This is a genomic window from Paenibacillus anseongensis (assembly GCF_009757995.1).
Classification (GTDB): domain Bacteria; phylum Bacillota; class Bacilli; order Paenibacillales; family NBRC-103111; genus Paenibacillus_E; species Paenibacillus_E chondroitinus.
The window spans coordinates 631,843-643,948 of the sequence record NZ_WSEM01000039.1 but is presented as its reverse complement, the minus strand read 5'-3'; the positions used below and the strand labels follow the sequence as shown (position 1 = coordinate 643,948).

Here is a 12,106-nt window from a genome sequence, read left to right as displayed (position 1 = left end):
ATTTCTAAGAGCAACGTTACTTTCGCTAACAACTCTCCGGAATTAGGGGGTCTGACCGAGATCGCCAGTTTGGCTGTTTAAGCAGCTAGTAGCGGAGCAGCTACTTCAGCAGCTGCCTGAACTCCTCGGTCAGCAGCGGCACGACCTCGAACAGATCGCCGACAATGCCATAGTCGGCTACTTTAAAGATCGGCGCCTCGGCATCCTTGTTAATCGCGATGATGACGCGCGAAGAGCTCATCCCCGCAAGGTGCTGGATGGCGCCGCTAATGCCGCACGCGATGTAGATCTCCGGCGTTACCACCTTGCCGGTCTGGCCGATTTGCATCGCGTATTCGCAGTAGCCCGCGTCGCAGGCTCCGCGGGATGCCCCGACAGCGCCGCCCAAGACGGCAGCCAGCTCTTCGAGCGGCTGGAAACCTTCGGCGCTGCGCACGCCCCGTCCGCCGGAGACAACGATCTTGGCTTCTGCCAAGTCGATGGCGCCGGACGTTTTTTTCACCACCTCCCGAATGATGCTGCGCAGGGAGGGGGCCGGGTAGGCAACATCGATGACCGAAGCCTGACGCGTGGCGTCTGGCGCTTGCGGCGCGATGTTGTTCGGTCTGATCGTGACGACCCATGGGCCATCCGGGTCGGTAAACGCTTTCTTCTCTACGGCTTTGCCAGCGTAGAGCGGCCGGGTGAACTCGACGCGATCGCCGCTGCGCGAGATCGCCGTCACGTCCGACAGCTGGCCGGCGCCAAGCTTCGCTGCGGCCAGCGGTGCCAGATCTCGGCCGACAGCCGTGTGGCCGAAATATAAGGCAGCTGGCTTCATAATGCCAGTTACGGCTAGTAGTGCGCTCGCATAAGCTTCCGAGTTGTAGTTATCAAGAGCAGCATCTTCAACAACATAGATGGATTCCACGCCATATGCAGCAAGTTCTCCTGCTAGAGCTTTGGTGCCGCTCCCGCCAATGAGTGCAGCGTGAATCGCATCGCCTTCTGCAGCAGACAACTGCGCAGCACGTAAGGCTTCAAAGGATACTTGGCGCAGCTTGCCTCCGCGAGCTTCGGCGACAACGAGAAATGTTTTAGCCATGATCGTAGCCTCCCCTTCGTTAAATCACTTTGGATTCGTTGCGTAACGCTTGGACAAGCTCCGTCACCTGCTGCGCGATTTCGCCTTTGAGAATGCGGCCGGCTTGGCGTTCAGGCGGCAGTGTTAATTCAAGTCTTGTCGTCTTGGAGGAAGTTGAGTCAGCGCCTTCAATGTCATCAAGGGTTAAGTGTTGAAACGGCTTTTTCTTCGCTTTCATGATGCCCGGCAGGGAAGGGTAACGAGGCTCATTCAAACCTTGCTGTGCAGTGAAAAGAGCAGGGAGCGGAACCTCAACGACTTCAATGTCCCCTTCCGCATCACGGTGGACAACGGCACCGCCACCCGAGATTTCAAGTTTTGTAATGGATCCAACATGCGGTAAATCAAGAAGAGAGGCTAACCGAATGGCCACTTGCCCAGCACCATTGTCTACAGAGAAGTTACCGCCTAGCAAGAGGTCGAAAGACTGACTGCGCAGGTATTGTGCTAAAATTTCAGCAACCTCGTATTCATCGCCTTGAATGCGCTCATCGGTGATAAGAACAGCCTCGTCTGCCCCCATAGCCAGTGCGGTACGAAGGGCTTCAGCCGTCCTGTCGGGACCTACGGAGAGGAGGGTGACTTTGCCTCCGAATTCATCTCGCAGCTGAATGGCTTGCTCCACAGCGTATTCATCATAAGGATTAATGACGAATTTGGCGCCATCCTCTTGAACGCTGCCTGCTTGCAGAACAATTTTCTCCTCTGTATCAAAGGTTTGCTTCAATAATACAAAAATGTCCATAGCCAAGCTCCTTCCTGAATATACATGTTATACAGACCCTTAAGCCTCGATGCCTTTCATGAAAAAGTTAACGGTAGGGCCGACTTGAGCGGTTAAGGAATACTTTTGCCCGGAGATGAGCCAGGAGGTCACAACTTCATCCATGCCTCCAAAGATGAGAAGCCTTACGAGTTTTGCATCAAAATCGGCGCGGAAGCTTCCGTCTTGTTTGCCTCTTTCTAATATATTTTCAATGAGGATAATATATCTCTTGAGTGCAAGGCCAATCTCTTTGCGCAGCTCCAAATCGCTTTGTCGCAATTCGATTTGCGTGAGAAAGGCAAGATTGACATTCCCTTCAAGCTCGCTGAAATGAATTTCACAAACTTTATAAAGGGCTTCTTTCGCTGTCATCTGTTCGTTGACGCCACTGTTGAACTTCTCTACAAGCTCGCCTAATTTCTCTTGGAACAGACTGGTCAAGATATCCTCCTTCTTTTTGAAATATAAGTAGATAGTTCCGTCAGCCACACCGGCTTCCTTGGCAATTCGGGATACTTGTGATTTGTGAAAGCCGTTCTCTGCAAATACTTTCAGAGCGCCTTCGAGAATGGCGTAATACTTGTCTGGTTTTTTGCTACTTGTCAAGGAGATCACCTCGGTGTTAAGATACAATTATCGGTGAATGAATACTCATTCATTTTTATAATTTCATCATAAAATACGTAGTACGCCTTGTCAACGACTTATTCAGCTTAAGAAGCAAGTAAGAAAGTTAGCCGGCTTACACGAACGATCAAGCATTTTTCAACTCTGGAAATAGGGGCATATGGAACTTGCTTTTTTACGATGTTTCCATGTAAGCGCTATCTTTTTAGGTGAGGAGGTCCTCTATGATTGGTTCGCTCATTCAGTTTGTATTGTTTCTAGCGGTTACCGGTTATGCGTTGTTCTTATTTGGCCGAATTGTGTACCACCGATATTTGTACATCCAGCTAGGTAAATCAGTGAATTTGAGAAAAGAAGCAAAAGCCCGTTTGAAGGAGTTTGCCATTCAAGTGTTTGGCCAGACGAAACTGTTAAAGGATAAGAAAAGCGGGATCATGCACATCGTTATTTTTTATGGTTTTCTTATTTTACAGTTAGGAGCGCTTGATCTGATTCTAAAAGGATTAATCGGCCGTGGGCTGCCAATACCCGGGTATGAATATTTTACTTTTATCCAAGAAGTGACGGTTGCGCTGATTCTGCTGGCTATGGGGTATGCGACTTATCGCCGTTATATTGAAAAGCTTAAGCGTCTAAAACGGGGCTGGAAGCCCAGCATTGTCGTGTTTTTCATCTTTTTCCTCATGTTATCCGTTGTGGTCAGCGGAGGTTTTGAACGGGTGCGAGAGGGGCTGGGAGCTTCCGGTTATGCGCCTATTTCATCCGTTTTTGCCGGGATGTTTAGTGGTCTTTCGCACATTGGGGCGACCATAGGATTTTATGTCAGCTGGTGGATGCATTTGCTGATTTTGCTGTCTTTTCTGATCTATGTTCCGCAATCCAAACATTTTCATATCATTACCGCACCTATTAACATCTTGCTACGGCGCACAGAGCCTACCGGCAAACTGGCTTCGCTTGACTTGGAGGATGAAGAGGCGGAAACGTTTGGTGTCGGCAAAGTAGAGGATTTTACGCAAAAGCAGATGCTTGATTTCTACTCTTGTGTGGAGTGCGGGCGCTGTACGAATGTATGCCCGGCCAATACGACCGGCAAGCTGCTTTCCCCCATGCATCTGATTACGAAGCTTCGTGATCATTTGACGGAAAAGGGGGCTGCTATTACGTCGAAATCGCCGTGGGTTCCGGCGGCAGCATTCGCTGCATATAGCGGGAATAACCCGCTAGAGGTGGAATTGATCGGCGGTGTCATCACCGAGGAAGAGCTCTGGGCTTGCACGACCTGCCGCAATTGCGAAGATCAATGTCCAGTCGGCAATGAGCATGTCGATAAAATTGTAGATCTGCGCAGACATCTGGTACTGACCCAAGGCAGTATGCCGCATGACGGCCAGCGTGCTCTGCAAAACATTGAGCGTCAAGGGAATCCATGGGGAATCTCCCGGAATGATCGCGTGAAATGGGTGAAGGAAGTAGATCCGGGCAACGAACTGAACGTTCGTACGGTGAAGGAGAATCCCGATTTTGAGTATCTGTTCTTCCTAGGCTCAATGGGGTCTTATGATAACCGCAGCCGTAAAATTACGCATGCTTTTGTGAAGCTGATGAACGAAGCCGGCATCTCCTTTGCGATATTGGGGAATGAGGAGAAAAATTCCGGGGATACCCCCCGACGTATGGGGAATGAATTTCTTTTTCAACAGCTGTGTGCTGACAATATTGCGACTTTTCAAAAATATAACGTTAGGAAAATCGTAACGACCTGCCCGCACACGTATCATATTTTCAAAAATGAATATCCCGAATTTGGCTTGGAGGCCGACGTTTTTCATCACACTGAACTGCTTGATGTATGGGTGAAAGAAGGCCGTTTGAAGCCGCAATACGAGGTGCATGAACGCATCACGTATCACGATTCTTGTTACTTGGGCCGTTATAACGAGGTGTATGAGGAACCACGCAGCATTTTGCGTGCGATTCCAGGGGCCGTACTCGTGGAGCAACCGCGTTCTCGTGAAAACAGTATGTGCTGTGGTGCCGGTGGCGGCATGATGTGGATGGAAGAAACAGCCGGCACACGCGTTAATGTAGCGCGCACGGAACAACTGTTGAGTGTGAAGCCAACGGTGATCACTTCAGCCTGTCCCTATTGTTTAACGATGGTTGAGGATGGCACGAAGCTGAAGGAGGTTGAGGAGCAGGTTAAAGCGCGAGATATCGCTGAAATTCTAGCCTTGTCTGTATTTGGAACTGCGTAAGACAGTCTGAAATTTCATGTAGGAGGAAAATTCCATATGACAAAGATTCGTACTGCTGCCGTTATCGGCTCCGGTGTGATGGGCTCCGGCATAGCTGCCCATTTGGCAAATGCAGGCATTCCCGTCTTATTGCTCGATATGGTGCCGGCCCAACTACTGCCGCAAGAAGAAGCCGCAGGATTAACGCTGGAGCATCCAAAAGTACGGAACCGTCTTGCGGTTAGCGCGATGGATAAGCTCAAAAAGACGAACCCGGCCCCCTTATACAGTGAGGCTTTCATTGATCGACTTACACCAGGCAACTTGGAAGATGATTTAGCAAAGCTTGGCCAAGTAGATTGGATCATTGAAGTCATCGTGGAAAATTTGCAGGCGAAGCAGCAGTTATTAAGCCGTATTGAAACGGTATGGAAGCCCGGGACGATCGTTTCGTCTAACACCTCCGGTATTTCGATTCATGCGATGACCCAGAACGTAGGCGATGAATTTAAAAAACATTTCTTAGGCACTCATTTCTTTAATCCTCCTCGTTATATGAAGCTTCTGGAAGTCATTCCAAGTCAACACACGGATCCGGCGATTATTTCTTTCATGACGGAGTTTTGCGAGAAAAAATTAGGAAAGGGCGTCGTGCAAGCAAAAGATACGCCGAATTTTATTGCGAATCGGATTGGCACTTACGGACTTTTAGTTACACTGCGTGAAATGATCGCCAACGGATATTCCGTCGAAGAAGTCGATGCCGTGACAGGTCCTGCTATGGGCCGACCGAAAAGCGCGACATTCAGAACGCTGGACTTGGTTGGGCTGGATACTTTTGTACATGTCGCGAATAACGTGTTTGGTCTTGTGACGGAACCGAGCGAGAAAGCCGTTTTCGACACACCGGCTATTTTACAGACTATGGTGGAAAAGGGCTGGATCGGCGAAAAAACAGGTCAAGGCTTTTATAAAAAAGTGAAAAGTGAAACTGGTAAAGAAATCCAGTCGCTAGATTTAAACAGCATGACGTATGCAGCAGGCCGGAAAATCAGTTCAGTCTCCCTTGAAGGAGCTAAGCAGGCCAAAGGCGCAAGCGGAAAGCTGAAGGCGCTGCTAGGCGGCAAAGACCGATACTCGGAGCTGGCGTGGAACATTTTGAAACCGGTGCTGCTGTACTCGGCTGCAAAATTGGATGAGATCGCAGACTCCATCGTAGAAATCGATAATGCGCTCAAATGGGGATTTAACTGGGATTTGGGGCCTTTTGAAACATGGGATGCTATTGGACTTAAGCGTTCTGTTGAGCGTATGGAAGCGGAAGGCAGCGAGGTGCCGGACTGGGTTAAAGCGTGGATTGCTGCAGGCAACGACAGCTTTTATACAAGTAAAGAAGGGCAAAGCTTCTACTATTTAAAAAATGAGTATACAGGCGTTGAATCAAGGCCCGAATTGATTTCTCTGGCAGCTTTAAAGCAGCAAAAGAAAGTCATTCGTTCGAATAGCGGCGCGAATTTAATCGATATTGGCGACGGAGTTGCCTGCCTGGAGTTTCAATCTCCAAACAACGCCGTAGGCGGAGATATTCTCACGATGATTCAGATGAGCGTAGACGAAGTTCGCAGCAATTACCGCGGGCTTGTCGTCGCAAACGAAGGGAAAAACTTCTGTGTCGGCGCCAACTTAATGCTGCTGCTTATGGAAGCGCAAGACGGCGAATGGGATGAAGTGGACGGTATTATCCGCTTATTTCAAAATGCCATGATGAAGCTCAAAGGCTTGGATAAACCGGTAGTGGCAGCGCCTCATAAAATGACGCTCGGCGGCGGCGTTGAAGCTTGTATGCCGGCCGATCAAATCATTTTTTCATCGGAGACGTATTATGGGCTCGTTGAAGTTGGTGTAGGCTTGATTCCTGCCGGTGGCGGCTGTAAAGAATTGGCGCTCAGGGCGAGCTCGCAGGTGCGCGATCCTGAAGTGGATTTACAACCGTGGATCAATGCTAGCTTTGAGACTGTGGCGATGGCCAAGGTGTCGACAAGCGGGCATGATACGAAACGGATCGGGTATATGCGGCCTCAAGATACGGTTGTGATCAATCCGGATCATCGGATTTATGAAGCCAAACAAGCCGTTCTGCGCATGGATGCGGCGGGTTATACCCCACCTGTGCGAGAAAAGATCCGCGTTGTCGGCGAAAATGGCAAAGCAGTCATGCAAGTTGGCGCGTACTCCATGAAGCAAGGCGGCTATATCAGTGACCATGATGTACTTATCGCGAACAAGTTAGCGCATGTGCTTGCAGGAGGCAATGTGCCGGCCGGTACGCTGGTTACCGAGCAATATTTGCTTGATCTGGAAAGAGAAGCTTTCCTCAGCCTGTGCGGGGAGTCGAAAACACAACAACGTATGCAGTATATGCTTTCCAAGGGAAAACCGCTGCGCAACTAAGTGGTGTAAGCGTAGGGAGAGATGAATGGAAATGTAAATAGGAACAAAAATTCAAACGGAAATTTATAAAGAGCATGCGTTACTACTCTAATTGAGGTGAGAAACGATGAAGGAAGCAGTCATTGTATCAATTACGCGCACCGCCGTCGGACGCGCGAAGAAAGGCAGCTTCGCTCAAACGAGAGCGGAAGATCTGGGCAAAGCCGTCTTGGAGGAGGCTGTGCGGAGGGCTCCTGGCCTCGAAAAAGGCGACGTTGACGATATCATCATCGGCTGCGCGATGCCAGAGGGCGAGCAAGGGCTTAACTTCGCCCGCACGATGTCGCTATATGCAGGCTTTCCGGTGACCGTGCCGGCGATCACGGTCAATCGCTTTTGCTCCTCCGGGCTGCAGGCCATCGCTTATGCGGCGGAGCGCATCATGCTGGGCCACGCGGAGGTGATCATTGCCGGAGGCGTAGAGAGCATGAGCCACGTCCCGATGACGGGCTTCAAGTTCTCGCCGCATCCGCAGCTTGTTGAGACCATGCCTGAGGTGTTCATGGGCATGGGGCATACGGCCGAAGCTGTGGCGCAGCGCTTCGGCATCTCGCGCGAAGCGCAGGATGGCTTCGCGGCGCGAAGCCATCGTCTGGCGGCTGCCGCGATTGCAGCCGGCAAGTTCGTGGATGAGATCGTGCCGGTGGCTACGAGCGTGAAGGGCCTTGACGAACGCGGCAAAGCGTTTGAGCGTTCGTTTGTTTTTGCTGCGGATGAGGGCGTTCGCCCCGATACATCCGTGGAAGTGCTTGCCAAGCTGAAGCCTGCGTTCAGCTTGAACGGCACGGTGACGGCGGGCAACGCGTCACAGACGTCGGACGGCGCAGCGGCGGCCGTGCTGATGAGCCGCGAGCGCGCGGAGGCGCTCGGGTTGAAGCCGCTCGCGACGTTCAAGTCTTTTGCACTTTCCGGTGTGGAGCCGGAAATTATGGGGGTTGGCCCGGTGAAGGCGATTCCGAAGGCGCTGCAGATGGCGGGGATCACCCAAGATCAGGTGGATCTATTCGAAATCAACGAAGCATTCGCTTCGCAATGCTTGCATATTATTCGCGAGCTCGGATTGAACGAGGAACTGGTGAATGTGAACGGCGGCGCGATTGCCCTCGGGCATCCGCTTGGATGTACCGGCGCGAAGCTGACGACCTCATTGATTCATGAGTTGCAGCGGCGCGGTGGCGGTTATGGCGTAGTATCGATGTGTATCGGCGGTGGGATGGGCGCTGCTGGAGTTTTTCAGGTCCACGCTTGACCCGCGTATTAAGCTGTATTTCCAGTTAAGCGTCGTTGGCAGACACTTTCAGCTCTTGCACCTGTTCCAACTCTTTCATCATTTATTAACCCTTGTCCAATTCAATCTGAGGAGAGATGAACCATGTCAGATAAAGTTGTAGGCGGCAGTTTTGTCATTTCAGATCTCGATTTCCACAATATCGTGACACCGGAGGATTTTACGGAGGAGCATCGCATGATCGCAGAGACGACGCGCGATTTTGTTGCGGGCGAAGTGCTGCCGAATGATGAGCATATCGAGAAGCTCAATTACGATTTGACGGTCAAACTGATGCGCAGCGCCGGCGAGCTTGGTTTACTCGGGGCTGACGTGCCAGAGATTTATGGCGGTCTTGGTTTGGATAAGGTTAGTTCCACGATTATTAGTGAAAATCTGGCACAAGCGTCTGCCTTTGCTTTATCGATAGGAGCACATGTTGGAATCGGAACGCTTCCCATTGTATTTTTTGGAACTCCTGAGCAGAAGAAAAAATATTTGCCGGATCTCGCAACAGGCGCCAAGATTGCAGCTTACTGCTTAACCGAGCCAACATCCGGCTCGGATGCATTGGGTGCAAGAACGACTGCGCGCCTTGCTAGTGATGGCAAACATTACCTGTTAAATGGCTCCAAACTGTATATTACGAACGCGGGCTTTGCTGACATTTTCATCGTGTATGCCAAAATTAATGGAACGGATTTCACGGCGTTTATTGTGGAAAAAGGCGACCCGGGTTTTACGATGGGACCGGAAGAGAAAAAGATGGGGATTAAAGGCTCGTCGACCAGACCGCTCTATTTTGAAGATGTCAAAGTTCCGGTGGAGAATTTGCTGGGTGAGATAGGGAAGGGTCACCTGATTGCTTTTAACATTTTGAATATCGGCCGTTACAAATTGGCTACAGGGTGTTTGGGCGCATCCAAGGAAACGATCGAATTGTCGGCCAAATATGCGAATACGCGCCAACAGTTCAATACGCCGATTTCCAAATTCCCATTGATCGGGAAAAAGCTGGCTGAAATGAATATTCAAACCTTTATGCTGGAGAGCATGGTTTATAGAACGACGGGACTGATGGATCACATCCTGAAAGACATTGACCATACAAGTCTCGATGCCGGCAAACACTCGGCGAAGGGCATTTCTGAATACGCGTTGGAGTGCTCGATCAATAAGGTGTTTGCATCGGAAGTTTTGGATTTTGTTGCCGATGAAGGCGTGCAAATTCATGGCGGATACGGCTACATTCAGGAATATAAAGTAGAGCGTATTTATCGCGATTCGCGGATTAATCGCATTTTCGAGGGAACGAATGAAATTAACCGTCTGCTTATACCGGGTACATTAGTGAAGAAAGCGATGAAAGGCGAGCTGCCTTTGATGCAAAAAGCGCAAGCGCTGCAAGGAGAATTGCTTTCGATCGTCCCGGGCCAGACGTTTGAAGGCACACTTGCCGAAGAGGTGCATTTGATCTCGATGGCGAAGAAGATTTTCTTGATGGTTGGCGGACTTGCCGTTCAGAAGTATGGCATGGCCTTGGAGAAAAATCAGGAGGTCTTAAGCAATTTAGCTGATATCATGATTCAGATTTTTGCTGGAGAGAGCGGACTTCTACGTACGCAAAAGCTGATTGCCAAGAGCGGTGAAGAGAAAGCGAAAAATGCGATTCAAGTCACAACCGTTTTCGTGCATGAAGCTTTTGACAAAATTGAGGCATACGCGAAGGAAGCGCTCAGTACGATGGAAGAAGGAGATGTTCTTCGGACGCAATTATCGATTTTGAAAAAACTGTCAAGACGCAGTGCTGTCAATACAACCCAGCTGAAGCGCGACATCGCCGCACGTGTTATTCAGGGTGAGAAATTCATCGTCTAGTCATCCGTGGGAAGAACCTGAAGGGGATGGTTTGTATGAGTGAGGCAAAGCCTTGGCTGCGTCATTATCCAGAGGAAGTGGCGCCGACGTACGAGTACCCTAAGATTAACCTTGCACGTTTGTTGGTAGATTCCGCGCATAAGTACCCCGACCGACCAGCCTTGCACTTCCTTGGTAAAACAATGCGTTATCATGAGGTGCTTGATGCGTCTTATCGCTTTGCAAATGTTCTGAAGGAACTCGGTGTGTGCCAAGGAGATCGTGTATCGATCATGCTGCCCAATTGTCCGTCCGCCATTATCGCCTACTTCGGAACGCTTATGATGGGCGGGATCGTCGTTATGACGAATCCGCTTTATATGGAGAGAGAGCTGGTCCACCAGCTCTCCGACTCTGGGGCAGAGATCATTATTACACTGGATTTATTATTTAATCGTGTGCAGAAGGCTAAAGCGCAGACGTTGATTCGACATATCATTGTGACATCGATTAAGGATTACCTGCCTTTTCCGAAAAATGTCTTATATCCGATTAAAATGAAAAAAGAAGGCGCAAAGCTGGACGTTGCTTATGGCGAAGGCGTGTACGCTTTCAAAAAATTGCTGCGTGCCGCTTCAGCGCGACCGATTTGCGTTGAGGCGGATGCGGATACGGATATTGCCTTGCTTCAATACACTGGAGGTACAACAGGGGTTTCGAAGGGTGTTATGCTGACTCACACGAACTTGATCGCCAACACGTATCAGACGACAAAATGGTGCTATAACATTCAAGTGGGCGGAGAGCGGTTCCTGGGAGCGATTCCCTGCTTCCATGTGTTTGGTTTAACGGTTCTGCTAAATCAATCCATGCTGCAGGCAGGTATGCTGATTCTGATCCCCAAATTTGATATCGACCTTATTTTAGAAACGATTAATAAGATGAAACCCACGATTTTTCCTGGAGCACCTACCATGTACATTGCAATTATTAATCATAAACGGGTCAAAGAGGTTGATATTTCGTCCATTAATGTCTGTGTAAGCGGTTCGGCACCACTTCCATTAGAAGTTCAGGAACGTTTTGAGGCTTTGACTGGAGGTAAGCTCATTGAAGGGTACGGGTTAACGGAGACCTCCCCGGTTACGCATGCCAATCCCATTTGGGGTTATCGTAAAATCGGCTCGATTGGTGTTCCTTTACCCGATACTTCAGCGAAGGTTGTTGATGTGAATACCGGCGAAGAATTGCCGATCGGGGAAATTGGTGAGTTGTTGATCAAGGGCCCGCAGGTGATGAAAGGGTATTGGCAGCGAGAGCTTGAAACGGCGATGACCATTCGCGATGGTTGGCTTTACACAGGAGATATGGGACGCATGGATGAGGACGGCTTTTTCTCCATTGTCGACCGTAAGAAGGATCTCATTATTGCTGGAGGCTTCAATATTTATCCCCGTGAAATTGAGGAAGTGCTTTTTGAGCATCCGGCTATTTTGGAGGCGACGATTGTCGGGGTGCCGGATGAATACCGGGGGGAAACGGTGAAAGCCTTTGTTGTGCTGAAACCCGGAATGACGTTAACAGAGAAAGAGCTTGAACTGTGGTGCCGTGAACGGTTAGCGGCTTTTAAAGTTCCACGGAAAGTCGAATTCCGCGATTCTTTGCCCAAGACGATGATTGGAAAAGTATTGCGAAGGAAATTACTGGAAGAAGAGAAAAAGGGGTAGCCCTTTACAAGG

Annotated in this window: 8 protein-coding genes; 5 read left to right on the top strand and 3 right to left on the bottom strand. The window is 49.8% G+C overall.

The genetic code is table 11. The features are described from left to right. Nucleotides 1-100: 100 nt before the first annotated feature. Genes GON05_RS38210 through GON05_RS38200 form a run of 3 tightly spaced genes read right to left on the bottom strand, consistent with a single transcriptional unit; the run spans nt 101 to nt 2,495 of the window. Nucleotides 101-1,084 carry an electron transfer flavoprotein subunit alpha/FixB family protein gene (locus GON05_RS38210; RefSeq protein ID WP_157326657.1) on the bottom strand — a complete coding sequence of 328 codons (984 nt, stop codon included), beginning with the start codon at nt 1,082-1,084 and terminating at the stop codon, nt 101-103. Between the two features lie 19 nt (nt 1,085-1,103). After that, nucleotides 1,104-1,868, bottom strand: coding sequence for an electron transfer flavoprotein subunit beta/FixA family protein (locus GON05_RS38205; RefSeq protein ID WP_157326656.1), 765 nt, complete (start codon nt 1,866-1,868; stop codon nt 1,104-1,106). A gap of 39 nt (nt 1,869-1,907) precedes the next feature. Continuing rightward, nucleotides 1,908-2,495: a TetR/AcrR family transcriptional regulator gene (locus tag GON05_RS38200; RefSeq protein ID WP_157326655.1), complete on the bottom strand. Its 588-nt coding sequence runs from the start codon at nt 2,493-2,495 to the stop codon at nt 1,908-1,910. A 245-nt stretch (nt 2,496-2,740) separates the two neighbouring features. Here GON05_RS38200 and GON05_RS38195 point away from each other — a divergent pair, with 245 nt between their 5' ends. The 5 genes from GON05_RS38195 to GON05_RS38175 all read left to right on the top strand — a co-directional run bounded on the left by GON05_RS38195 (nt 2,741) and on the right by GON05_RS38175 (nt 12,094). Then, the gene (locus tag GON05_RS38195; RefSeq protein WP_157326654.1) at nt 2,741-4,774 is read left to right on the top strand and encodes a (Fe-S)-binding protein; all 2,034 of its coding nucleotides are present in this window, start codon (nt 2,741-2,743) and stop codon (nt 4,772-4,774) included. 36 nt (nt 4,775-4,810) lie between these two features. Further along, entirely contained in the window at nt 4,811-7,204 is a 2,394-nt protein-coding gene (locus tag GON05_RS38190; protein WP_157326653.1) for a 3-hydroxyacyl-CoA dehydrogenase/enoyl-CoA hydratase family protein, read from the top strand. A gap of 106 nt (nt 7,205-7,310) precedes the next feature. Further along, nucleotides 7,311-8,492, top strand: coding sequence for an acetyl-CoA C-acyltransferase (locus GON05_RS38185; protein ID WP_157326652.1), 1,182 nt, complete (start codon nt 7,311-7,313; stop codon nt 8,490-8,492). 123 nt (nt 8,493-8,615) lie between these two features. Beyond that, entirely contained in the window at nt 8,616-10,388 is a 1,773-nt protein-coding gene (locus GON05_RS38180; protein ID WP_157326651.1) for an acyl-CoA dehydrogenase family protein, read from the top strand. Nucleotides 10,389-10,423: 35 nt separating this feature from the next. After that, nucleotides 10,424-12,094: a long-chain-fatty-acid--CoA ligase gene (locus GON05_RS38175; protein ID WP_157326650.1), complete on the top strand. Its 1,671-nt coding sequence runs from the start codon at nt 10,424-10,426 to the stop codon at nt 12,092-12,094. Nucleotides 12,095-12,106 lie beyond the last annotated feature (12 nt).

Excerpts from the sequence above, each read along its gene's own strand:
- GON05_RS38180 (WP_157326651.1), top strand. The coding sequence starts at position 8,616 with ATGTCAGATAAAGTTGTAGGCGGCAGTTTTGTCATTTCAGATCTCGAT.
- GON05_RS38210 (WP_157326657.1), bottom strand. The coding sequence starts at position 1,084 with ATGGCTAAAACATTTCTCGTTGTCGCCGAAGCTCGCGGAGGCAAGCTG.
- GON05_RS38205 (WP_157326656.1), bottom strand. The coding sequence starts at position 1,868 with ATGGACATTTTTGTATTATTGAAGCAAACCTTTGATACAGAGGAGAAA.
- GON05_RS38185 (WP_157326652.1), top strand. The coding sequence starts at position 7,311 with ATGAAGGAAGCAGTCATTGTATCAATTACGCGCACCGCCGTCGGACGC.
- GON05_RS38190 (WP_157326653.1), top strand. The coding sequence starts at position 4,811 with ATGACAAAGATTCGTACTGCTGCCGTTATCGGCTCCGGTGTGATGGGC.
- GON05_RS38195 (WP_157326654.1), top strand. The coding sequence starts at position 2,741 with ATGATTGGTTCGCTCATTCAGTTTGTATTGTTTCTAGCGGTTACCGGT.
- GON05_RS38175 (WP_157326650.1), top strand. The coding sequence starts at position 10,424 with ATGAGTGAGGCAAAGCCTTGGCTGCGTCATTATCCAGAGGAAGTGGCG.